Below are 23,317 nucleotides of genomic sequence, written 5' to 3'. Positions count from 1 at the left end.
CGTGGCGGCGTGTCAGAGCCGCAGCGCGAGAACGTTCGCGGTGAGTCCGGCAGCCGTTCCGCAGAGGATCACCGTGTCGCCGGGACCGATGCGCCCGGCGTCCAGGGCCCGCGTGAGCATGAACGGCACGGACGCCGAGACCATGTTGCCGAAGGCCGCGACCTCGTCGACCCGGCGGTCCACGGGGATGCCGAGACGATCGAGCATGGGACCGAGCGCGGCCGAGGCCTGATGCGGGACCCACAGGGCGACGTCGTCGTAGGCGATGCCGCTCCGCTCATGGAAGCGCTCGAAGAACCCGGGAAGCACCCGCATCATCCCGAGCAGCGCCCGTCGGCCGTTCATGTCGAAGAGGTAGTCGCCGGGGTCGGCTTCCGCGTAGAGCTGCGCCGGCGACCGCGAGAGTCCACCACGGATCTCGGTGTCGTGCGCGTACGCGGGCCAGGTCTGCTGGGCACTGGCGATCACGCCGCGTGACGGATCGTCGGAGCGCCGGAGGACGACCGCGACGGCGGCGTCGCTGAACAGCTCGTAGCTCTCGCGCTGCGCCGGGTCGAGGAACCTCGTCCCGACATCGCCGGCGAACACCAGGATCGTGTCGTGGTCGCCGGAGTCCAGGTACCGCGACGCGACGTCGACGGCGGTGATGAAACTCGTGCAGGTCGAGTTGACGTCGAAGGCCGCGGCGTGCCCTTCGAGGGTCAGTCGCTCGAGCACGAGCGCCGCGGTGCACGGGATCGGCTGCACGCCTGCCGCCGATGCGCCGAGCACCAGATCGACGTCGTCGATGCCGATCCCGGCGTGGGCGAGGGCGCGTTCGCAGGCGTCCGCGAGCATGTCGAGGTGCGACGTGTCCTCCGCGATGCGGTAGCGGACCTCCTCGCCGAATCGCACCGTGTGCTCGGGCAGCACGCTGCCCCACCCGACGATCTCACAGCTCCTCATCGGCATCCCCCCTCCAGGTCCGCGCCACGCGACGCAGCTTCACCGATCCGTCCGGCGTGTACGGCGCGAACGCGATCTCCGGCCGCTCGCTGTGCATCCGGTCGGCGAGGCCGTGGATCTCGCGGGTCACGCTGTCCCTCGTCCGATCATCGAGCACGTCCAGCGCGATCTCGAGCAGCGACGCGTCGGTCTGCACCACGCGGTACTCGTCGAAGCCCTCCGCGTACAGCAGCGCCCGCGCGACGAGGTCGGCGAACACGGGAACGCGGCGGCCGTCATGCCCGCGGAAGAGCAGGGTGTCGCCTTCCCGCCCCTCGATGCGCTCGATGGCCGCCAGGGCGCTCCCGCACGGGCAGCGCTCGCTGCGGGGGCGCAGCACGTCTCCCAGCCGGTACCGCACGATCGGCTGCGCACGACGACGGAGGTCGGTGATGATCGGCGTGAACCGCTCGTCGTCGAGCTGTTCGCGCTCGACGAGGATGCTGTCCTCGTTCAGATGGATAACGCCGTGCGCGCAGGTGTGCGCGAGGAAGCCCTCGGTGCACTGGTACAGCTGATGCAGCCGCTCCTGTCGCAGAGACGACGCGATCCGCTTCTCGTCGGCGACCTCGAGGACTTCGGCGACCGCGTAGACCTTCTGCGGCACGATCGGGAAGCGTCCGGCATCCGCGGCACGGGCGATCAGACGGAGGACCGACGGCGGCGCCACCAGGATCGTGGGCGCGTAGTCCGCGAGGCGGCGGATGTTCTCGTCCATGTCGGCGTACACGTCGAAGTACGAGAACGACACCGCGCGCGAGCCGACCGACTCGTACAGGCTGTTGTCGGCGCGGAGGAAGAGGGCGATGCGATGCCCGGTCAGCCGTCCGCGCGGCAGCGTGCGGGCGAGGACCGCGCCGACCCACGCATCGCGCTCGCGCGGGCTGACGACGAAGAGCCCTCGGTGCCCGCTGGTACCGCTGGAGAGTCCGACGGAGTTCCCGCCGAGGTCGGCGTCGAAGTCGCGGGACCGCTCGTTCGCGATCGCCAGCTCCAAGGCCTCGTCGCGCCGTACACCGACCGTGTTGATCTCGTCGAACCGGCTCATCATCATGCTCTTGTCCATGAGCGGCAGCCCGGCGAAGGCGTGCGTCTCGAGCAGGTCGCGGAAATACGGCGATCGTCGACGCAGGAAACCGAGATGCCGGCGCAGCAGCCGCGCCTGACGCCGTTCGATCGCCCGGCGCGTGCGCAGACGCCGCGTCCACCGCACGGCGGCGAACTCTCGCAGGATCCGCAGGGTCGACATCAGGCCAGCAGCTCCTTCGGCCCGAGCGGATCGTGGCTGAAGGAGATGCGGATGCCGGCATCGGCGAGGTCCTGCAGGAGCGCGGCCGTGCGAAGGTACGCGGCAGGATCGTGCTGCACCGCCCGCGGGAGCGTACGCAGCTCGGCCGTCGCGCCGAGCAGGTCGCTTCCCCACGCAGCGTCGCCGGCGAGCAGGACGCGGCCGTCCACCAGCGCACCGATGTGCCCTTCGGCGTGGCCGGGAAGCTCCACGACCAGATAGGAGCCGTCGCCGAGCAGGTCGGCTGCGCGCAGGGATACGCCGGAGACGTCGACGTCGCGGAACGCATCGGCGGCGAGCACGATCTTCGACGCCTCGTCCCACCAACTCGGCAGCAGCCCGGTGAAGATTCCGGCCCGCAGGCGCGGAGCCGCGAGGGAGCGCTGTTGCCCCGCGGTCAGCACGAAGGTGGCACCGGGAAACCGCGAGACCCCGCCGATGTGATCGGGATGCAGGTGCGACAGCACGACGTGAGTGACCGAAGCCGGGTCGATGCCATCGGCGGCCAGCTGTCGCGCGACGTCGTCTTCGGGCACCACCTTGGGGGGCAGCAGGCGCCGGTACACGGTGCCGCGCCAGCCGATGCGCCATTCGCCCGTGGCGTAGCCGGTGTCGAAGAGCACGCGGATGCCATCGCCGCGATCGAAGAGGAAGACCCCGGCGGGGAACTCGCGCGTCTCGTGAGCACCGCCGCGGAACATGGCCGAGAGATCGTGCGCGGTGCTGCCGCAGACGTAGTGCCGCAGACGCGCGCTCATGCGTGCGCCCTCTGGTCGGCGGCCGCTCGCACGAGCGCGTCGTCGAGCGTCACGAGGGGTTCGTATCCGAGCTCCGCCTTCGCGCGAGTCAGATCGAGGGTCTGCGAGTAGGCGATGGTGCTCAGGGTGTAGCGGGTCAGCGGGGGCTCGGGTCGCCCCGGAATGACGCGGAAGACTCCCTCGAGCGCCGTAGCGAGCGCCCAGGCGACGCGCCTGTTCATGGGTCGCATCCGCGGCGTCTCGCCCACGAGCTCGAGCAGAGTGGTGACCAGGTCGCGGAATTGACGCGGATCGTCGTTGCTGATGTTGTAGACCCCGCCGGCGGGATCGCCGGCATCCAGTGCGAGCCGCAGAGCCGTCGCCACGTTCTCCACCGCCGTGACGTCGATGAGGTTCTGGCCGCCGTCGAACAGAGGGATCCCTACGCGGCGGTGCACCTCGATCAGGCGCGGGACGAGGCTCGGGTCGCCGGTGCCGATCAGCCCGCGCGGACGCACGATCACGAGCTCGGAGAAGGCCCCCGCGCGTCGAGCATCCTGCAGGAGCGCCTCGGCGGCGATCTTCGAGCGGATGTATCCGTTGAGTCGATTGCCGGTGTCGACATCCTCCTCCCGGATGGCGAGGCGATCGCGTGGAGCCGCGTAGACGCTCGGCGAAGAGACGTGCACGATCCGGCGCACGCGGTTGCGCCGCGCGAACTCCACGACCTGCGCGGTGCCCTCGATGTTCGCCTCGACGAAAGCGCGCCAGGGACCCCAGGGCGTCGACAGCGCCGCGCAGTGGATCACCGCATCGACCGTCAGGTCCGTGCGCGCCAGAGAGGCCAGGTCGCCGACGAGCCGGTGCTCCGCATCGACGAGCGCATCGAGGGCTGCGGCGCGACGTCCGGCGGCGAAAACCTCGACTCCGTGGATCTGCAGATCGCGCACCACATGACCGCCGAGGAACCCGCTCGCCCCCGTCACCAGCACACGGCCTCCGGACATGCTCCTCACCCTAGCGGCCCTAGTCTGAGGGGGTGCGCATCGCCATGGTCACCGACTATTACCTGCCGACGCTCGGCGGGGTGCAGACCGTGATCAAGGCGCACAAGGAGGAGCTCGAGCGGCACGGGCACGAGGTGCTGGTCTTCGCGCCGCTCGCTGCGCCGAGCCCGGACCCCGCCGTCGTGCGGATGCCCACGGCCCGCGGCTTCGCCCCCGACGGCTACCCGTTCACGTGGAGCCCGTCCGCGGCATCCGCCTTCCTGCGAGAGGAACTGAAGGCGCGAGAGGTCGACGTCGTGCACGTGCACACCGAGATGTTCGCCGCCCTCGCGGGGTTCGAGGCCGCCCAGGCCCTCGGCCTCCCGATCGTGCAGACGATGCACGGTCGGATCGACGTGTACACGCGGTCGGTCCTGCCGCTGCCGAGCGTGACGACCGCCCTGCTCGCCGCGATGCACCGCAGACGCATGAGCCACGCGCGGGCCCGGGTCGACTCCTCGTCGCCGTACACGCGCACACCGACGGCTCGCCGGATGTGGCGCCTCATGGTGAGTCAGGCCAATCACGCCGATCAGGTGATCGTCCCCTCGGCGCACTTCGCGGGCAAGCTGCTCGCGCAGGGCGTCGAGACGCCGATCACCGTCCTGTCGAACGGCCTCGAGGAGTCCGTGCTCGACGAGGTCGGCATCCCGACCCCCCGTGTGGTCGCACGGGGCGAGCAGCTGCGCGTGATGTGGTGCGGGCGCCTGTCCCCCGAGAAGCGCCCGGAGGTCTTCCTCGACGCGGTGTCGCAGGTCTCGGGCATCGCGGGGCACATGTACGGCGACGGCGTCTCTCGCGCATCGGTCTCCCGCCGTGCGGCGGCACTCCCCGACGGTCGCGTCACCGTGCACGGCGGCGTTCCGCAGTCCGAGGTCCTCGCGGCGATGCGGAAGGCGCATGTGCTCGTGTCGAGCTCGCTCGACTTCGACAATCAGCCGATGGTGCTGCTCGAGGCGATCGCCTCCGGTCTGCCGGTGATCGTCACGGATCCCGATCTGGCCGAGACGCTGCCGCCGGGCGGAGGGATCGTCACCCCGTCGCCGGATGCCGCCGGTCTCGCCACCGCACTGTCGCAGCTGCGCGACGACCCCGCGCGGCTCACCCGACTCAGCGAGGCCGCGATCGCGCATCGCCGACAGGTCGCGCAGACGACCCACCGCGACGCGCTGCTCGGCGTCTACGAGGCAGCGCTCGCGACCGCACGCTGACGGGCGTCAGGCGTCGATGGCCTCGCGCGACAGGCGTCCGGACGAATCGATGATGAACTCGCGGCGCGGAGCGACCTCGTTGCCCATGAGCAGTTCGAAGACGCGGCCCGCGGCCTCGGCATCCTCCATGCGTACCCGCCGCAGCAGGCGTCCGGAGCGGTCCATGGTCGTGTTCGCCAGCTGCTCGGCATCCATCTCGCCGAGGCCCTTGTAGCGCTGGATCGGCTCGTGCCAGCGCTTGCCGGCCTTGCGGAGCTTGGTGAGCAGGGCGTGCATCTCCTGCTCGCTGTAGGTGTAGACCGTCTCGTTCGGCTTTGAACCGGGGTTCATGATGATGATGCGATGCAGCGGAGGCACGGCGGCGAAGACCCGGCCGTCCTCGATCAACGGCCGCATGTACCGGAAGAACAGGGTGAGCAGGAGGGTGCGGATGTGCGCCCCGTCGACGTCGGCGTCGCTCATCAGGATGACCTTGCCGTAGCGCGCTGCGTCGATGTCGAAGGTGCGCCCGGAACCGGCGCCGATCACCTGGATGATCGAGGCACACTCGGTGTTCGACAGCATGTCGCTGACCGAGGCCTTCTGCACGTTCAGGATCTTGCCGCGGATGGGCAGCAGCGCCTGGAACTCGCTGTTGCGCGCGTTCTTGGCCGTACCGAGCGCCGAGTCGCCCTCGACGATGAAGAGCTCGCTGCGCTCGACCTCGTTCGTGCGGCAGTCGACGAGCTTGGTCGGGAGCGTGGAGGACTCCAGCGCGTTCTTGCGGCGCTGCGTCTCCTTGTGGGCGCGCGCCGAGACACGCGCCTTCATCTCGGAGACGATCTTGTCGAGCAGCTGCGAGGCCTGGTTCTTGTCGTCGCGCTTGGTCGAGGTGAAGCGCTCGCCCAGGTCCTTACGCAGCACCTGCGCGACGATCTGGCGCACGGCGGGGGTGCCGAGCACCTCCTTGGTCTGACCCTCGAACTGCGGCTCCGGCACGTTCACGGTGAGCACGGCGGTGAGGCCGGCGAGCACGTCGTCCTTCTCGAGCTTGTCGTTGCCGACCTTGAGCCGGCGGGAGTTCTGGTCGACCTGCGACCGCAGCACCTTCAGCAGCTCCTGCTCGAAGCCCTGCTGGTGCGTGCCGCCCTTCGGTGTCGCGATGATGTTCACGAACGAGCGCACGGTGGTGTCGTATCCAGTGCCCCAGCGCAGCGCGATGTCGACGGCGCACACGCGCTCGACCTCGGTCGCGATCATGTGACCGTCCGCCTGCAGAACCGGCACGGTCTCCTTGAACGTGCCCTCGCCCTGGATGCGCCAGTTGTCGGTCACGGGGGCGTCTGTCGCGAGGTAGTCGACGAACTCGGAGATGCCGCCCTCGTAGCGGTAGGAGATCTCGCGCGGGACCTCGTCGACGATGCCGGCGAGGACGCCCTCGGCCGGAGCGGTCTGCGGGCTGCGCGCACGGTCGTCGCGGACCAGGATCTCGAGTCCGGGCACGAGGAACGCCGTCTGACGCGCGCGCGTCTCGAGTTCCTTGAGCTGGAACGCGGCGTCCTTGGTGAAGATCTGCCGGTCCGCCCAGTAGCGGATGCGCGTGCCGGTCACACCCCGGGGGGCCTTTCCGATGACCCGCAGCTCGCTCTTGTCCTCGAACGGACGGAACGGCGCGTTGGGGCGCTTCTCCCCCGTGTCTGTGAAGATTCCGGGCTCGCCGCGGTGGAACGACATGGCGTAGACCTTGCCGCCGCGATCGACCTCGACGTCGAGCCGCTCCGAGAGCGCGTTCACGACCGAGGCGCCGACGCCGTGCAGGCCGCCGGACGCCGCGTACGAGCCGCCGCCGAACTTGCCGCCGGCGTGCAGCTTCGTGAAGACGACCTCGACGCCGCTCAGACCGGTGCGCGGTTCGATGTCGACGGGGATGCCGCGACCGCGGTCGTGCACCTCGACGCTGCCGTCGTCATGGAGGATCACATCGATCTTCTCGCCGTTTCCGGCGACGGCCTCGTCGACGGCGTTGTCGATGACCTCCCAGAGGCAGTGCATGAGCCCCGGCGATCCGTTCGACCCGATGTACATGCCGGGACGCTTGCGGACAGCCTCGAGCCCTTCAAGCACCTGGAGATGATGGGCGGAATACTCGGCGGTCACAATCTCCGAGTCTATTCTCGGCCGGCTCCTCCCGGCGGTAGACACTCCCCACGGGACCGCACCCCGCACCGATCGCGTACGCGCTGAGCGAAACACGCCGTGATCCGGGCATGCGTACAGGTGCAGCGTGGTTGTATGGAGCACGACCCACAGCGAGGCCGACACCCGAGGAGGCACCGAGATGAATGCAACAACCGAACGTGAGGCCACCGCCATCGAGTTCCGCCTGACAGCGATGGATCGCTGCGACTCCTGCGGAGCTCAGGCGTACATCGCCGCAGAGGTCAACGGATCCGAGCTCCTGTTCTGCGCCCACCACGGCCGCAAGTACGAAGAGAAGCTCCGCAGCATCGCCACCAGCTGGCACGACGAGAGCGCTCGCCTCGTCGAGACCGTCTGACCGGCAGACCTCTCCGACTTCCGACTCCGGGTCGCGCTCACGCGCGGCCCGGAGTCTTCTTCATGCGAGGACGACCCGTCGGACCCGCGGGCTCAATCGGGTGAGGATCTCCTCGCCCACCGTGTCGATCCGCTCGGCGAGCGTGGTCGCGCTCACCTCGCCGGAGTCGCCCGCGCCGAAGAGGATGACCTCGTCGCCGACGGCCATCCCCGGCCACGCCTCGACGACCGACGTCGTCTGTCCGATCGCACGGAGCGCTCGCGACCCGGCCGGCGTACCGACCGGCATCCCCGCCAGCGTGGACGGCAGCCCGTCGAAGCTGCCGATCGAGATCACCGCGTCTCCGTCGACGATGTCCTCGACGAGCGCGCTCAGCGAAGCGACGGGACGGATCCCGTCGAGCTCCGGCCCGTCGGCCGAGCGGATGCCGTAGCAGAACGCCCCGATCCGCGACACGGTTCCCCGCAGCTCCGGCCGCCACCAGGACGCGGCCGACGCCGTGAGGTGCACGAACGCCGGAGTGGTCCCGGACTCCCCTGCGACACGCACCGCGTCGAGGAAGACGGCTTGCGCCTCGTCGTCTTCGGCATCGCTCGCCTCGGCGATGTGGCTCCAGATGCCGACGAGTTCGAGGTGCCCGAGCCGTTCCGCGTCGCGCGCCTCCGCGACGGCGTCGGCCCAGTCCTCGGGAAGCACGCCGTTGCGGTGCAGGCCGGTGTCGATCTTGAGGTGCACCCGCGCGGGCGCACCGAGGGCGGCTGCGCGCGCGATGATCCGCCGCAGGTACGCGATCGTGCCGACGCCCAGATCGATGTCGCGCGCCAGAGCCTCGTCGATCTCATCGTCAGAGGAGGTCGCCCACGCGAAGATCCGCACGTCCCCGCCCGCGATCCGCCGCACGTTCAGCGCGGTGCGGATGTCATAGCTCCCGAACCACTCGACACCGGCCTGCATGGCCGTCTCGACGGCCCAGCGCGACCCGTGCCCGTACGCGTCGTCCTTCAGGACGAGCATCAGGGCGGAAGGAGCGATGCGGTCCCGCACGGCGGCGATGTTCGCGCGGAAGGTGCCGCGGCTGAGCCGCAGCTCCGGGCGCGTCATGCCTCCCACCCCCGAGATGCGTGGGCGCCGGCGACGGTGACGAGTTCCGCGACGCTCATCCCGGTCACCTCTGCCCAGCGGGTCAGCCCGGGCGCTGCGGGCCCGGTGCCGCCGAAGTAGGTGACCTCCTGGCCGTGCGCCGCGTCTGCGCCGGCGAGGTCGACGACGCAGACGTCCATCGCGACTCGGCCGACGATGGGTCGGGCGACGCCTTCGACCTCGACGTGCGCACGGTTCCCCAGCGCACGGACGATCCCCTGGGCGTAGCCGCCGGTGACCAGCGCCACCGTCGTGTCGCTCGCCGCACGGTAGGTGTAGCCGTACGACACGGCGTCGCCCTGGCGGAGGCGCTTGGTCGACATGACGTGGCCCGTGAGGCGCATGACCGGACGCACAGCCAGGAAGCCCTCGTCATCGGGGAGTCCGTAGAGCAGAGCGGGGTCGATGTCCGCGGCCCCGGACGTGATCCCGACGATGCCCTCGAGACGCAGGGTGTCGACCTCGCCCGCCGAATCCACGAGCACCTGGTCAGCCCCTGCGGCCGTCACCGCCTGGGCGACGGTGAGGACGCCATGGCCCCACGCGTCTCGCCGCAGATCGGCCGTTCGCCCGCCGGCGCGCACAGCGGCGGATGCCGCGGCGGCGAGAGCCGAGCGGGAGATCACGGCGCGCGGCAGGGCGCTGGAAGTCGTCTCACACACGCTTTCCAGCCTAGCTTCCGCCTTCCCAGGTTGATCTTCGAGCCCCCGTAGACTGGTCGGGACCCCTACCCTCGGAGCCATATGTCTCGTCTTTCCCTCGCGCCCCGCATCCGTTATCTGCTGGGACGCGCCCGCCGTATCGACGTCGGATCGGTGGTGGAGCGAGCCAAAGAGGCCTCGGAGCAGCACCACAAGGCCGTGCCGACGATCGTCGCCGACATGCTCTGGTCCGCCGCACGGCACAACGTCGGTTTCCAGGACTACATCGACTACGACTTCGCCATCCTCACCAAGGCCGAGCGCGAGACGTTCATGACGCATCCGGTGTCGAACCAGCTCTCGCAGCGCTACGACCACCCGGACTTCCGCTGGATCTTCCAGGACAAGATCGAGTTCAACCGGCACTTCGCGGCGCATCTTCACCGCGACTGGCTCGTCGTCGAGGAAGGGAACGCGGAGGCTGTCCGAGAGCTCACCCAGCGCCTCGGCACCATCGTCACGAAGGAGCCGGTCGGCCAGGCCGGCACCGGGGTGCACCGCTACCACGCCGCCGACGTCACCGACTGGGACGAGTTCCACGCGGGTCTGCTGAGCCGCGGCGAGCTGCTGATCGAAGAGGTCATCCGCCAGCACGACGCCCTCGCGGCCGTCTGCCCCGGCACGGTCAACACGACCCGCGTCACTGCGTTCTTCGACGGTGAGAAGGCGCACATCCTCGCGATGGCCCAGAAGTTCGGGCGCGGAGCGGTCAGCGATCAGATGACGTTCGGCGGCTTCTACACGATGCTCGACGAGAACGGCCACGCGGTCGGCGCCGGGTACGACTCGCACGGCCACGTGCACGAGAACCACCCGGACACGGGCTTCCGTATCGCCGACTTCCAGTTGCCGTACATGGATGAGGTGCGCGCCTTCATCGACGAGGTCGCCCGCGTCGTGCCGCAGGTGCAGTACGTCGGCTGGGATGTCGTCGTGTCCCCTGACGGCCCCGTGCTCGTGGAGGGCAACTGGGGCGCCGGCGTGTATGAGAACAAGCCCAGCGTCACCGGCATCCGCACGGGACACAAGCCGCGCTACCGCGAGGTCATCGGCTTCTGAGATGAGACGGAGAAGGCCCGGATGCTGAGCATCCGGGCCTTCTGCCGTTCGGTTCCTGAGCCTGACGAAGGGCTGAGCCTGACGAAGGGCTGAGCCTGACGAAGGATCAGACCGCGCGGACGATCCCGAGCGGGGTGGACTCGAGTCCCTGGCCGAGCGGGTTGTCGCCGAGGATCTTGACGAGACGACGCTCGCCGTCCTTGTCGAGCGTGGACCCGAGGATGTTGCCGCCGAGGTCGTTGATGTCGACCACGGCCACCTCGAGGGCTCCGCCGAGCAGTGACTTCAGGTGCGCGGCGACACCGCGCGGGTCCTTCGGTCCGAGCACGACCGCCTCGTTGTACGGCGGGATGGTGTGCTTGGTCGGTCCGTCGATCGCGCGCGCCTTGTCGCCGGCGATGCGGTAGAAGTCGCCCTTGCGACCCAACGCCTTGGTGACGGCGGCGACCGCGGCAGCGAGCAGGATGCGGGGCGTCCCGCACTCGCGCAGCGCCATCTCCATCGTCTCCGGCATGCCGAGCCCGATGCCGTACGGCGTGCGGGTGACGTACTTCGACAGGAAGAGCGCCAGCTTGCGCGGCTGGATCTCGTCGAGGCGGTACGAACGGCCCTGGGTGATCGCGACGATCTTCTCCGTCACGAACAACAGGTCGCCCGGCTGCACGGCATCCTTCGCGTACTCCGTGATGACCGCATCGAGGTCGTCATCCGGCATCACGACGCGCGTGCGCAGCGGAATCCGCGCGAAGCTCCTGCCGTCGACGCTGGTCTCGAGCGCCTTGCCCTCGTTCGCCTGCATCACTCGAGGTAGTCCCGCAGCGACTGCGAGCGGCTCGGGTGACGCAGCTTCGCCATGGTCTTCGACTCGATCTGACGGATCCGCTCGCGGGTCACGCCGAAGGTGTCACCGATCTGGTCGAGCGTCTTGGGCTGACCGTCGCCGAGGCCGAAGCGCATCCGGATCACGCCGGCCTCGCGCTCCGACAGCGAGTCGAGCAGCTGCTCGAGCTGACGCTGCAGCATCGTGAAGCCCACGGCGTCGGCCGGAACGACCGCCTCGGTGTCCTCGATGAGGTCACCGAACTCGCTGTCGCCGTCCTCGCCGAGCGGGGTGTGCAGGGAGATCGGCTCGCGACCGTACTTCTGCACCTCAACGACCTTCTCCGGCGTCATGTCCAGCTCACGGCTGAGCTCTTCCGGAGTGGGCTCGCGACCGAGGTCCTGCAGCATCTGCCGCTGCACGCGGGCGAGCTTGTTGATGACCTCGACCATGTGCACCGGGATGCGGATGGTGCGGGCCTGGTCGGCCATCGCGCGGGTGATCGCCTGACGGATCCACCAGGTGGCGTACGTCGAGAACTTGAAGCCCTTGGTGTAGTCGAACTTCTCGACCGCGCGGATGAGACCGAGGTTGCCCTCCTGGATCAGGTCCAGGAACTGCATGCCGCGGCCGGTGTAGCGCTTGGCGAGCGAGACGACGAGGCGGAGGTTGGCGCCGAGCAGGTGGCTCTTCGCACGCTGACCGTCGCGGGCGACCCACTGCAGGTCGAGACCGAGCTGTCCGGTCCGCTCTGCCTGCGACATCGCGGAGAGCTTCTCCTCGGCGAAGAGACCGGCTTCGATCCGCATCGCGAGCTCGACCTCTTCGGCCGCGTTCAGCAGCGCGACCTTTCCGATCTGCTTCAGGTAGTCCTTGACGGGGTCAGCCGTCGCGCCGGTGATCTGCGTCGAGTAGACCGGGATGTCTTCGTCGTCGTTCGACGAGATGACGATCGCGCCGGTCGGCAGCGGCTCGGTGAACTTCGGCTTCGAGTCGTCGTCTTCGTCGTCGCTGTCATCTGCAGCGCCGGCGACGGGAGCCTCGTCCTCTTCGACGACGTCATCCGACTTCTTCTTCTTCACGGGGGCGCGCTTCGCGGCCGCACGCTTGGCTGCGCTCAGCGGCGCGGGCTTCTCAGGAGCGTCGACCTCGACCTCGGTGTCGACGGCGGTCTCTTCGGCCTTCTTCGTCGTCCGGGTTTTCTTCGTCGTGGCAGGAGTCACGTTTCGCCTTTCACGGGGCTGCGGGACCGCCCCGGGACATTTCGGACACTAGTAAGACCCTTGTCAAGTCCGGTGTTCGAAAACACCGATTGACAACGGGTCGGACTCCTAGTATCGCACACGTGTGGCGATGCGGATGCATTCCGGCGAAGTTGGCGGAGATTCTTCTAGCCGCGCCCGGGCTTGTCTTCGTCGCCCGACGGACGGGAGGCGAGGTAGCGCTCCAACTCGGCCGCGAGTTCGTCGGCGCTCGGCAGATCGCGTTCGCTGAACCCGCCCTCGTCGTACGTGTCGTCGTCGGGGTTGCGACCCGCCATATAGGCGTCGTAGCGGCGCTCGAGGTTGTGCACCATCTGCTGCAGCTCCTCGTTGCCCGCGACCTGCTCGTCGACCCGGGTGAGGTAATCCTCCCGGCGCTCCTGCACGGCATCCATGAGAAGCACGAGTCCGGTGGACGCCATCAGCTTGTCGGCGGCGGCGATCACGGCATCCGGGTTCTCGGTCTCGGCGAGGTAGTGCGGCACCAGCAGCACGAATCCGACGGCGCGGTGGCTGTTCTCGACGAAGCGGAACTCCAGGAGGTGACCTGCGGTCGCAGGGACCTGCGTGCGCGGCCGCCAGACGGAATGCGCCACCGTGAGCTCGCGACGGTTGCCGCTGACGGTCGTGCCGATCGGGCGGGTGTGCGGCACCGGCATCGCGATCGAATGCACCCAGTTCAGCCCGGACACCTCGAACTCGGCGGCGAGATCGAGCACGGTCTGCGCGAACGCGTTCCAGGCGAAGTCCGGCTCGTATCCGGCGAGGAGCAGGAAGGGCTGTCCCAGCGCGTCGGTGGCAAGGGAGAGCTCGAGCCGGGAGGGACGGAACTCGGTCAGGTGATCCTGATCGAAGGAGATCACCGGACGACGGGCCCGGTAGTCGAGGAGCACGTCGTTGTCGAACACGACGATCGGCTGCGGAGATGCGGTCTCGCGCAGGTGATCGATGAGACCTGACACCGCGCTTCCCGCATCGGTGAATCCGGTCAGCAGGACGACCAGGGGCAGGCCGTGCGGCACTGTCGGCGCATTCGCGACGCGTTCGTGGAGATCACCGGAGAAGGGCATGTGTCCATGCTACGAGCAGGTCCCGATGCCCGGGCTGGGCTCGTCATGCTGAGAGCGAACACGCGGACGCTCCCCGCGCACCGGTGCTCCGGCGAGGATCCTAGGATGGAAGCATGACGCTTCCCGTGCTCTCGCACACCACCGATCCATTCCCCGGAAGCGCTGCAGATGCCGCAGTGCTCGTCGTGTCCGATCTCTCGGGATCGTCCGAGTCGCTGGCGAAGTATCCGGGCCTCGCCGAGGCACTGGCCGGGATCGGGTTCACCGGGTCAGCCTCGTCCTTCACGCGCGTGTACGCCCCGGACGTTACCTCGCTGCCGTTCGCGGTGGTCGGCACGGGCTCCGGAGCCGACGCCGCCGCCGTGCGCAACGCCGTGGGAGCCGCCCTGCGCTCGCTCACCGGCTTCGATCATGTCGCCGTCGGATTCGCCGGCGGGCTCGAGTCGTTCGCCGCGGCCGCCGCGGAAGGCGCTGTGCTCGGCGGCTACCGCTTCGACACCTACCGCGCGGAGAAGGGCAAGACCCGTGCCGCCGGGGTCACGCTGCACGCCGACCTCGACGACGAGGCGATCGCGAAGGCCCAGGCCGTCGGCGAGGCCGTCGCGCTGATCAAGGACCTCGTGAACGTGCCGGCCGAGTGGCAGAGTCCCGAGCAGCTCGCGCAGAGCGCCGCGGACAGCGTCGCCGATCTCGAAGTCTCTGTCGAGATCCTCGACGAGACCGCTCTCGCCGAGCAGGGCTTCGGCGGCATCCTCGGTGTCGCCCAGGGCTCCGACCGGCCGCCGCGCCTGGTCCGGCTCGACTACTCCCCCGCCGACGCGACGCGCCACATCGCGCTGGTCGGCAAGGGCATCACGTTCGACACGGGCGGACTCTCACTCAAGCCCGCAGCCTCGATGGTCGGGATGAAGTTCGACATGGCGGGGGCCGCCACCAGCCTCGCGGCGCTGCGCGCGATCGCGACGCTCGGACTTCCCGTGCACGTGACGGCCTGGCTCGCGATCACCGACAACATGCCGTCCGGACGCGCTCTCCGCCCCGGCGACGTGGTGCGCATCCTCGACGGCACGACGGTCGAGGTGCTCAACACGGATGCCGAGGGTCGGCTCGTCCTCGCCGACGGGCTCGTCGCCGCAAGTCGCGAGCACCCGGACGTGATCGTCGACGTGGCGACGCTCACCGGCGCGATCGTCGCCGCCCTGGGCCACCGCCACACCGGAGTGTTCGGCGACGACGACACGGTCGCCGAGCTTCTCGCCGCGGCCGAGAACGCCGACGAGCTGGCCTGGCACATGCCGCTGCCGGCGCATATGGAGGAGTCGCTCGAGTCTCCGATCGCCGACCTCCAGAACGTCAACATGAGCGATCGCATGGGCGGAGCCTCGTACGCGGGCCTGTTCCTGCGTCGCTTCGTCGGACGCACCTCGGATGCCGAGGACGCGCCGCGCATCCCCTGGGTGCACCTCGACATCGCCGGTTCCGGCGAGCACGCCGGTGCGCCGTACGGCTTCACCGACAAGGGCCCGACCGGTGCGATGGTCCGAACGATCATCGCCCTGGCCGCAGCATCCCACAAGGAGGCATGACACATGACAACCCATAACTTCGACATCGTGGTCCTGGGTGGCGGCAGCGGTGGCTACGCAGCCGCCCTGCGGGCCAGCGAGCTCGGCAAGTCGGTCGCACTCATCGAGAAGGACAAGGTCGGCGGCACCTGCCTGCATCGCGGCTGCATCCCGACGAAGGCTCTCCTGCACGCGGCCGAGGTGGCCGAGCACGTGCGCGACGCGGCACACGTGGGCGTGTCCGCGACGCTGGAGGGCATCGATCCCGCCGGCGTGCGCGCCTACCGCGAGGGCATCGTCGCGAAGAAGTTCAAGGGACTCGAAGGACTGGTCAAGGCACGGGGCATCACCACCGTTCCCGGGCTCGGCCGTCTGAACGCGGATCGCAGCATCAGCGTCGGCGATGACGTGTACGTCGGTGCCGACGTCGTGCTCGCCACCGGTTCGTACAGCCGCTCGCTGCCCGGACTGGAGATCGGCGGACGCATTCTCACGAGCGAGCAGGCGCTCGCCCTCGACGTCATCCCGGAGCGCGTGCTCGTGCTCGGCGGCGGCGTGATCGGCGTGGAGTTCGCCAGTGTGTGGCGCTCCTTCGGCTCCGAGGTCACGATCGTGGAGGCGCTCCCGCACCTCGTGCCGAACGAGGACATCGCACTCAGCAAGGGCCTCGAGCGTGCGTTCCGCCGTCGCGGCATCCAGTACTCGCTCGGCGTGCGGTTCCAGACGGCCACCCAGGACGAGAATTCGGTGACCGTCACGCTGGAGGACGGCAAGGAGTTCACCGCCGACTACCTGCTGGTCGCCGTGGGGCGCGGGCCGGTCACGGCCGATCTCGGCTTCGAGGAGGCCGGAGTGAAACTCGACCGCGGCTTCGTCACGGTCGACCAGGAGCTGCGCACGGGCGTGCCCGGTGTCTGGGCCGTAGGCGACATCGTCCCCGGTCTGCAGCTCGCCCACCGCGGTTTCCAGCAGGGGATCGCGGTCGCGGAGCGCATCGCGGGCCTCTCCTCCGTCAACATCCCCGATTCCCAGATCCCGAAGGTGACGTACTCGAGCCCCGAGGTCGCCTCGGTCGGCGTGACCGAGGAGGCAGCCGTCTCCGAGCACGGCGCCGATGCGGTCGTCGCCTACGAGTACAACCTCGCCGGCAACGGCAAGAGCGAGATCATCGGCACGAGCGGCCTCGTGAAGGTCGTCCGCCTGAAGGACGGTCCCGTCATCGGCGTGCACCTGCTCGGTGATCGCGTCGGTGAGCTCATCACCGAGGGACAGCTCGCGGTCGCCTGGGAGGCGCACCCGGAGGACATCGCTCCGCTGATCCACGCGCACCCCACGCAGAGCGAAGCTCTCGGCGAGGCCTTCCTCGCACTGGCCGGAAAGCCGCTGCACGCCCTCTGAGCACCAACCGGTGCCCGAGTCACTAAGCTAGATACGCGTCATACAACTTCTTGAAGGAGACTCAGTCATGAGCACATCCGTGGTCCTCCCCGCTCTCGGTGAGAGCGTCACAGAGGGTACGGTCACCCGCTGGCTCAAGCAGGTGGGCGACACCGTCCAGGCGGATGAGGGCCTGCTCGAGATCTCGACCGACAAGGTCGACACCGAGATCCCCTCGCCGGTCAGCGGAGTGATCGAGGAGATCCTCGTGTCCGAGGACGAGACCGTCGAGGTCGGCGCACTTCTCGCCCGCATCGGCGACGGCAGTGCCGCAGCCCCCGCGTCGGACGCTCCGGCCGCGGCTGAGGCAGCACCTGCCGAGGCCGCTCCGGCTGAAGAGGCTCCGGCTGAACAGGCTCCCGCAGAGCCGGCAGCCGAGGCCGCGCCCGCCGCAGAACCGGCACCCGCAGCTGAAGCTGCACCGGCCGCTGAGGCCGCGCCCGCCGGAGACGCCAAGGACATCCTGCTCCCCGAACTGGGCGAGAGCGTGACCGAAGGCACCGTGACGCGCTGGCTGAAGCAGGTCGGCGACAGCGTCGAGGTCGACGAGGCTCTTCTCGAGATCTCGACCGACAAGGTCGACACCGAGATCCCGTCGCCGGTCGCCGGCGTCCTGCAGGAGATCGTGGCCGCCGAGGACGAGACCGTCGCCGTCGGCGCCGTGCTGGCTCGCGTCGGTTCTGGCGCTGCGCCTGCTGCGGCTCCCTCCGCTGAAGCTCCTGCTGCAGAGGCCCCCGCTGCTCCGACCGAGACTCCCGCTTCGCCGGCCGAGGCTCCGGCTGCTCCCGCCGCCGAGGCGCCGGTGGCCCAGGCTCCCGCCGCCGAGGCGGCACCGGCTCCGGTCGCTCCCGCACCCGCGGCGGCACCCGCCGAGCCGGCACCCGCTGCGGCATCCGCTCCTGCTGCTCCCGCGGCCGAGGCTGCTCCGAAGCTCAACCTCCCGACCGAGAGCGACAACCTCTACGTCACTCCGCTGGTGCGCCGCCTGGCTTCGCAGCAGGGTGTGGATCTGGCGTCCGTCACCGGAACCGGTGTCGGCGGTCGCATCCGCAAGGAAGATGTGCTGAAGGCGGCCGAGACCGCCGCCAGCGCTCCCGCTGCCTCTGCTCCGGCGGCTGCCGCCGCACCGGCACCGCTCGAGGTCTCGCCGCTGCGTGGCACCACGCAGCCGATGTCGCGTCTGCGCAAGGTTCTCGCGAAGCGCGCCGTCGAGTCGATGCAGCAGACCGCTCAGCTGACCACGGTCGTCGAGGTCGACGTCACGGCTCTCGCGGACTACCGCGACAGCGTGAAGGCGTCGTTCCTGGAGAAGACCGGCGACAAGCTGTCGTTCCTGCCGTTCTTCGCTCTCGCGACCGCTGAGGCCCTGCAGGCCTTCCCGATCGTGAACGCCACGGTCGACGGCGAGCAGATCGTCTACCCGGCGAGCGAGAACGTGTCGATCGCGGTCGACACGGAGCGCGGCCTGCTCACTCCGGTCCTGCGCGACGCGGCGTCGAAGAACATCGCGCAGATCGCTCACGAGATCGCAGACCTCGCGGCGCGCACGCGCGATAACAAGCTGAAGCCCGACGAGCTCGCGGGCGGCACGTTCACGCTGACCAACACGGGTTCGCGCGGCGCGCTGTTCGACACGCCTGTCGTGTTCCTCCCCCAGTCCGCGATCCTCGGCACCGGTACGGTCGTCAAGCGTCCGGGCCTGGTGAAGGTCGGCGGCGCTGACGCGATCGCGGTCCGTTCGTACGTGTACCTCGCACTCTCGTACGATCACCGGATCATCGACGGCGCCGACGCTGCTCGCTTCCTGGGCGCAGTGAAGGCCCGCCTCGAGGCGGCGCAGTTCGCCGCACAGCTCGGAGCCTGACACTCGCATCATCCTGGCTGGTCCGCGACGCCGTAGACGTCGCGGACCAGCCATTTTTCGTCTTGCCTCACGAGGACGAGCATCTGCTCGGGTGCGGCCGGCTCTCCTTCGCCCTCCTCACCGGGCGCAGCCACGGGCGCACCGAGCCTGACCACCGCGACGTCGCCGTACTCGTCGACCAGCTCGATCGTCGGAGTGCCGACCGCCGCCGATGCGAGCGTCTCCACCACACCGGCGGACCCGGCCGCCACGGCATCGGCGCAGACCTGATCGTCCGCGGCGTGGCACTCGGCGATCGCCGCCAGCAGACTGGCCGCCGAGGCGGTCGGGTCGTCGGGCGCAGTCGAGGCAGCAGGCGTGGCCGCGGGTTCATCGTGGTCGCCGGTCTCCGGATCCGCTTCTCGAGGTCGCGCGGAGGCCGCGCCGGATGGCTCCGTGGACGCAGACCCGCCTCGCGCGGCATCCGCTGACTCCGCGGATCCGCCTGCGGGCCAGAGGAGTCCGCCGATGAGCACGACGGCCGCCGCGGCCCCGGCGAAGATCACGAGGGGCCGCCTTCGCGCGCGGCTCCCGGCACGCGGCGCCGGCCTGACCGAAGCGCCACGACGAGCAACGCTCGCCCCCGATCTCGTCGAGACGCGCGTTCGAAGACCCTCGAGAACGGATCGCAGCCGTCGTGCACCCGCGACGACGTCCGAGGAACGCGGCCTCGGCGCCGACGGCCTGCGCCCATCACGTCGTGAGGCCCGGGTCGACGGTGAGCGCCGGTCGATGGGAACGAGCACCCGCGCGACCTCGCGTGCGCGCTCCGGCGGGTGCACCTCTCGGCCGAGCGGACGCGGAGCGGCGATCGCCAGAAGCTCCTTCTCCCAGTCCTCCAGCGATCGCCGCGGCACCCTGGGCTGCAGGAGAGCCTTCACGAGCCCTTCCTCGATCGTGGCGAGAACCCGCCCCAACGCCTTGTCTCCGCACTCGTCCCGCAACCGGGAGATGACCTCAGCAGCGCCGGCCCGCGGGTCGTCGCCCTGCCCGATGACGAAGGTGGGGCGGCCGCCGTCGGTCAGCCACCACACCCCCGTCTGCACCGCGTCGGCGCTCTCTCCGAGCTCATCGAGCCCCCGCAGCAGGCTCACCACGAGCGTGCTGCATTCGCCCGACGACAACGCGGAGTCGGCGGCCGTGCGACGGACCAGGAACCCCAGAACCCGGTCGGTGCACCATGGCAGCAGCGCGTCGTGGCCGTCGGCACGCCGGATGACGTCGACCGGCCCCGCGACGTGCTCCGCGCCCGCGAATCGCCACCCCACCCATCCGGCGAGTGAAGCGGCGTCCACCCGCACAGCCACCCCGTCCCCTCGGGTGACGAGCGTGCCGGCGAACGGGCCCTCGGTCGGATCTAGTGCGCGGACCACGCGGTGCGCTCCCGGGAGGAGCGCGGTGCCCCGGTCTTCGATCTCGACGTCTGCCATTCCCCCATCACAGCCCACGGGAGCCCGGCGCGAGACCGATCGGGGTCGATGTGGATGGATTCGCGACATACCGACCAATGTGGAGGAAGAGTCGAGTGCTCCGCTGGGCGCGAACTCGACATCACGGCATCCGCGAACTGGGTAGGCTGGTGCCCATGGCAAAGCGTGCTCCTGAACCCGAAAAGCGTCCTGGGTTCTTCTCCCAGATCAAGTCCCTCTTCCGGTTCACCCGCGAGGCCTACACCTGGCTTCCGTGGGTGCAGGCCGCGATCCTCGTCGCCGGCATCCTGCTCGGCCTCGTCGCCGGCTACCTGATCCCGCCGTTCCAGGTCTGGACCCTCATCCTCTGGGGCATCACCGGACTGATGCTCGGCGTGCTGGGCGCTCTGTTCCTGATGACCCGCCTCTCCACGTCGGCGATGTACACGAAGATCGACGGCATGCCGGGAGCGACCGGCCACGTGCTCAGCACCAGCCTCGGCCGCAGCTGGCAGGCCTCGGAGACCCCCGTCGGCATCAACCCGAAGACGCAGGAAGCCGTCTACCGCACCATCGGCCGCGGTGGCATCGTCGTCGTCGGAGAAGGCACTCGCGGACGGCTGACGCGTCTCGTCAACGAGGAGCGCAGCAAGGCCCAGCGCGTCGCGCACGGCGTGCCCGTGACGGTGCTCTACGTCGGCCACGGAGACGACGAGGTCGCGATCGCCGACCTCTCGAAGACGATCAAGAAGCTGCCCAAGGCGATCGACAAGACCACCATGGCCGCAGTCATCCGGCGCATCGACTCCGTTTCGCAGTCGCTGTCGTCGCTGCCGATCCCGAAGGGCATCGACCCGACCAAGGTCCGCGCTCAGCGTCCGCGCTGAGCCCCGCATCCGCCACGAGACGCGGCCGCCCTCTCATCGAGGCGCGGCCGCGTTCTCGTTCACTCGGAGAGCGGCTGCCGAGGCAGACGACGCACCTTCGCACGGCGCCGGCGCCGCTCCGGGACCATGGACCGCATCTCGTCGAGCTTGCCGAAGCAGAAGAGACGATCGTCTGCCTCCAGCACCACGTGCTTGCGCGGGTTCGGGATGACGCTCACACCGCGGTGCAGCGTCAGCACGGTGATGTCCCGCTCCCAGAGGCCCGCTTCACCCAGCGTCTTGCCGACGAGGTCGACCGCGCCGTGCACCATGAGCTCGGCGACGCCGTAGCCGGTGGAGACGGTGAGGCGCTGACGCACGTCGATCTCGGGGAACGCGACCTGCCCGGCGATGTAGTCGATGATCGCACCTGCGACGTCGAGCTTGGTGGCGCTCTCGATGCCCTGCAGCCCGGGCGAGGAGTTGACCTCCATCACCAGCGGCCCGTCTTCGCCCTCGAGCATGTCGACACCCGCGACGCGCAGTCCCATGATCTGAGCCGATCGCACGGCCGCGCGCTCGTACACCGGGTCCAGCTCGATCGCCGCGACCGATCCTCCGCGGTGCACGTTCGAGCGGAACTCGTCACCCGCCGCGGATCGCCGCATGGCTGCCACGACCCGGTCGCCGACGACGAGGGCGCGGATGTCGCGTCCTCGGCTCTCGGAGATGAACTTCTGGATGAGGACGTTCTGCTTCGTCGAGTGCAGGGTCTCGATGATCGCCTCAGCGACCTTCACCTGCGGCGCCAGGATCACGCCGATCCCCTGGGTGCCCTCGAGCAGCTTGATCACGACCGGCGCGCCGCCCACCCGTTCGATCGCCGGACGCACGTCGGCGCGGTTGCGCACGAAGGCGGTCGGCGGCATCGCGATGTTGTGTCGGGAGAGGATCTGGTTGGCGCGCAGCTTGTCGCGTGCGCTCGAGATGCCGTTCGCGGTGTTGGGCGTGTACACGTCCATCTGCTCGAACTGACGGACCACGGCCGTGCCGAAGTACGTGATCGAATTCCCGATGCGGGGAAGGATCGCGTCGTAGTCGCTGAGCTGGCGTCCCCGGTAATGCAGGTCGGGCTCATCGGCGGTGAGGTCGATCGCGAACCGCAAGGTGTTGAGCACCTTGACGTTGTGACCGCGCTGCAGCGCGGCCGCTCGCAGACGCTGGGTGGAGTACGCCTGCGGCGCACGGGAGAGCACTGCGATCTTCACGAAGAATTCCTGCCAGGATGGGTCGAGTGAACAAGTCTTCCCATTCAAACACCCTTACGGGGTGGCGCGAGTGGGTGAGCCTTCCGGATCTCGGTGTCGACTGGCTCAAGGCCAAGATCGACACCGGCGCCCGTACCTCCTCGTTGCACGCGTTCGACGTGCACGAGTTCGAGCGCGAGGGCGAGGACTGGGTGCGATTCCGGGTCAAGCCCTGGCAGGACAGCCAGGAGGATGCCGTCGTCGTCGAGACGCCCGTGCACGACCGGCGTGCGGTGCGCAGCTCGTCCGGGCACGCGCAGGAGCGCCTGGTGGTCAAGCTGCTCGTCCGCCTGGTGGATCGAGAGGTGCTCGCCGAGGTCACCCTGAGCAATCGCGACGAGATGGGCTTCCGGATGCTGATCGGACGCGAAGCGCTGCGTCACGGCTACATCGTGGATCCGGCGCGCTCCTTCCTCGGCGGAAGGGCGCCCCGCGAGGCGCGCCGGCGCAATCGCGGGCGCAGCTGACGTCCGCTCAGGTGCGGATCAGGATCGTGCCGACGGCCTTGTCGTGCAGGCCGCGCTGATCGGCATCCCAGATCACCGCGGGAACGACGATGATCAGCAGCAGCGTCCGGACGATCGGCCGCCACAGTCCCACCCATGCGCCGTCGAGGCGCACGACCCTCATGCCGAGGATGCGGTGGCCGGGGCTGCCGCCCGCGGTCGGGATGAACAGGATCTGCAGCACCGCGAACACGAGCATCGGGGCGAACTGCGAGAGCCCGGCCTCGGCAGGCAGCGCGAACTGGTCGAAGCCGAAGAAGGCGGTCGCGATGATCGTCGCAGCCGTGTAATCGATCGCCAGGGCACCGATACGGCGGCCGACCCGGGCGACGCTCCCCGACCCCGAAGACGGCAGTCCGAGTCGTTCACCGGGGTATGTGTTCACAGCATCCGTCACTGCTCCAGCCTAGGCGACCCCTGTAACATGCCCGAAACAATACGGACACCCCGGGGAAACGCCCCAGCCGTAC

Annotated in this window: 21 protein-coding genes; 8 read left to right on the top strand and 13 right to left on the bottom strand. The window is 69.3% G+C overall.

Going from position 1 to position 23,317, the window contains the following annotated elements:
- Positions 1-12 precede the first annotated feature (12 nt).
- From LC452_RS20880 to LC452_RS20865, 4 genes are read right to left on the bottom strand one after another with little or no spacing between them, the layout of a single operon-like run.
- A complete protein-coding gene (locus LC452_RS20880) occupies positions 13-945 on the bottom strand; it encodes a 3-oxoacyl-ACP synthase III family protein (protein ID WP_223628764.1) in 933 nt (310 codons plus the stop codon).
- Positions 932-2,233 (bottom strand): F390 synthetase-related protein, encoded by a 1,302-nt coding sequence (locus LC452_RS20875; RefSeq protein ID WP_223628762.1) that lies wholly within the window; start codon positions 2,231-2,233, stop codon positions 932-934. The genes LC452_RS20880 and LC452_RS20875 overlap by 14 nt, the downstream gene beginning before the upstream one ends.
- Positions 2,233-3,030 (bottom strand): MBL fold metallo-hydrolase, encoded by a 798-nt coding sequence (locus LC452_RS20870; protein WP_223628760.1) that lies wholly within the window; start codon positions 3,028-3,030, stop codon positions 2,233-2,235. The genes LC452_RS20875 and LC452_RS20870 overlap by 1 nt, the downstream gene beginning before the upstream one ends.
- On the bottom strand, positions 3,027-4,016 hold the full coding sequence (locus LC452_RS20865; protein ID WP_223628757.1) for an NAD(P)-dependent oxidoreductase: 990 nt from the start codon (positions 4,014-4,016) through the stop codon (positions 3,027-3,029). Before LC452_RS20865 ends, LC452_RS20870 begins: the two co-directional genes overlap by 4 nt.
- A gap of 32 nt (positions 4,017-4,048) precedes the next feature.
- On the opposite strand from LC452_RS20865, the gene LC452_RS20860 reads away from it, so the two are divergent.
- Positions 4,049-5,266: a glycosyltransferase gene (locus LC452_RS20860; RefSeq protein WP_223628756.1), complete on the top strand. Its 1,218-nt coding sequence runs from the start codon at positions 4,049-4,051 to the stop codon at positions 5,264-5,266.
- A gap of 6 nt (positions 5,267-5,272) precedes the next feature.
- On the opposite strand, the gene LC452_RS20855 is transcribed toward LC452_RS20860, so the two are convergent.
- Positions 5,273-7,402, bottom strand: a complete 2,130-nt coding sequence (locus LC452_RS20855; protein WP_374197792.1) for a type IIA DNA topoisomerase subunit B — start codon at positions 7,400-7,402, stop codon at positions 5,273-5,275.
- Between the two features lie 181 nt (positions 7,403-7,583).
- Here LC452_RS20855 and LC452_RS20850 point away from each other — a divergent pair, with 181 nt between their 5' ends.
- Entirely contained in the window at positions 7,584-7,802 is a 219-nt protein-coding gene (locus LC452_RS20850; protein WP_223628754.1) for a hypothetical protein, read from the top strand.
- Positions 7,803-7,862: 60 nt separating this feature from the next.
- Here LC452_RS20850 and LC452_RS20845 read toward each other — a convergent pair whose 3' ends face one another.
- Both LC452_RS20845 and LC452_RS20840 read right to left on the bottom strand, forming a co-directional pair.
- Complete coding sequence (locus LC452_RS20845; protein ID WP_223628753.1) at positions 7,863-8,903, bottom strand: alanine racemase; 1,041 nt, start codon at positions 8,901-8,903, stop codon at positions 7,863-7,865.
- Positions 8,900-9,604: an alanine racemase gene (locus LC452_RS20840; protein WP_223628751.1), complete on the bottom strand. Its 705-nt coding sequence runs from the start codon at positions 9,602-9,604 to the stop codon at positions 8,900-8,902. Before LC452_RS20840 ends, LC452_RS20845 begins: the two co-directional genes overlap by 4 nt.
- 81 nt (positions 9,605-9,685) lie before the next feature.
- On the opposite strand from LC452_RS20840, the gene LC452_RS20835 reads away from it, so the two are divergent.
- Positions 9,686-10,702, top strand: a complete 1,017-nt coding sequence (locus LC452_RS20835) for a sugar-transfer associated ATP-grasp domain-containing protein (RefSeq protein ID WP_223628749.1) — start codon at positions 9,686-9,688, stop codon at positions 10,700-10,702.
- 106 nt (positions 10,703-10,808) lie between these two features.
- Here LC452_RS20835 and LC452_RS20830 read toward each other — a convergent pair whose 3' ends face one another.
- The 3 genes from LC452_RS20830 to LC452_RS20820 all read right to left on the bottom strand — a co-directional run bounded on the left by LC452_RS20830 (position 10,809) and on the right by LC452_RS20820 (position 13,854).
- Positions 10,809-11,501, bottom strand: a complete 693-nt coding sequence (locus LC452_RS20830; protein ID WP_223628856.1) for a coenzyme F420-0:L-glutamate ligase — start codon at positions 11,499-11,501, stop codon at positions 10,809-10,811.
- On the bottom strand, positions 11,501-12,745 hold the full coding sequence (locus tag LC452_RS20825; RefSeq protein ID WP_223628748.1) for an RNA polymerase sigma factor: 1,245 nt from the start codon (positions 12,743-12,745) through the stop codon (positions 11,501-11,503). Before LC452_RS20825 ends, LC452_RS20830 begins: the two co-directional genes overlap by 1 nt.
- A gap of 167 nt (positions 12,746-12,912) precedes the next feature.
- Complete coding sequence (locus LC452_RS20820) at positions 12,913-13,854, bottom strand: proteasome assembly chaperone family protein (protein ID WP_223628746.1); 942 nt, start codon at positions 13,852-13,854, stop codon at positions 12,913-12,915.
- 113 nt (positions 13,855-13,967) lie between these two features.
- Here LC452_RS20820 and LC452_RS20815 point away from each other — a divergent pair, with 113 nt between their 5' ends.
- From LC452_RS20815 to sucB, 3 genes are all read left to right on the top strand, one after another.
- Entirely contained in the window at positions 13,968-15,440 is a 1,473-nt protein-coding gene (locus LC452_RS20815) for a leucyl aminopeptidase (RefSeq protein ID WP_223628744.1), read from the top strand.
- A gap of 3 nt (positions 15,441-15,443) precedes the next feature.
- Positions 15,444-16,817, top strand: coding sequence for a dihydrolipoyl dehydrogenase (lpdA, locus tag LC452_RS20810; protein ID WP_223628743.1), 1,374 nt, complete (start codon positions 15,444-15,446; stop codon positions 16,815-16,817).
- A gap of 67 nt (positions 16,818-16,884) precedes the next feature.
- Positions 16,885-18,720, top strand: coding sequence for a 2-oxoglutarate dehydrogenase, E2 component, dihydrolipoamide succinyltransferase (gene sucB / locus LC452_RS20805; RefSeq protein WP_223628741.1), 1,836 nt, complete (start codon positions 16,885-16,887; stop codon positions 18,718-18,720).
- Between the two features lie 8 nt (positions 18,721-18,728).
- On the opposite strand, the gene LC452_RS20800 is transcribed toward sucB, so the two are convergent.
- Positions 18,729-20,189 (bottom strand): hypothetical protein, encoded by a 1,461-nt coding sequence (locus tag LC452_RS20800; protein WP_223628739.1) that lies wholly within the window; start codon positions 20,187-20,189, stop codon positions 18,729-18,731.
- A 155-nt stretch (positions 20,190-20,344) separates the two neighbouring features.
- Between LC452_RS20800 and LC452_RS20795 the strand changes: the two genes are divergently transcribed.
- The gene (locus LC452_RS20795) at positions 20,345-21,055 is read left to right on the top strand and encodes a DUF4191 domain-containing protein (protein ID WP_223628738.1); all 711 of its coding nucleotides are present in this window, start codon (positions 20,345-20,347) and stop codon (positions 21,053-21,055) included.
- Between the two features lie 59 nt (positions 21,056-21,114).
- On the opposite strand, the gene LC452_RS20790 is transcribed toward LC452_RS20795, so the two are convergent.
- Positions 21,115-22,302, bottom strand: a complete 1,188-nt coding sequence (locus tag LC452_RS20790; protein ID WP_223628737.1) for a RimK family alpha-L-glutamate ligase — start codon at positions 22,300-22,302, stop codon at positions 21,115-21,117.
- A 17-nt stretch (positions 22,303-22,319) separates the two neighbouring features.
- Here LC452_RS20790 and LC452_RS20785 point away from each other — a divergent pair, with 17 nt between their 5' ends.
- Positions 22,320-22,808: a RimK/LysX family protein gene (locus LC452_RS20785; protein ID WP_223628736.1), complete on the top strand. Its 489-nt coding sequence runs from the start codon at positions 22,320-22,322 to the stop codon at positions 22,806-22,808.
- 7 nt (positions 22,809-22,815) lie between these two features.
- Here LC452_RS20785 and LC452_RS20780 read toward each other — a convergent pair whose 3' ends face one another.
- Complete coding sequence (locus LC452_RS20780; RefSeq protein WP_223628734.1) at positions 22,816-23,244, bottom strand: RDD family protein; 429 nt, start codon at positions 23,242-23,244, stop codon at positions 22,816-22,818.
- Between the last annotated feature and the right edge of the window lie 73 nt (positions 23,245-23,317).

Source organism: Microbacterium sp. EST19A (genome assembly GCF_019969685.1).
Classification (GTDB): Bacteria; Actinomycetota; Actinomycetes; order Actinomycetales; family Microbacteriaceae; genus Microbacterium.
This window is presented reverse-complemented; position numbering and strand designations above follow the sequence as displayed.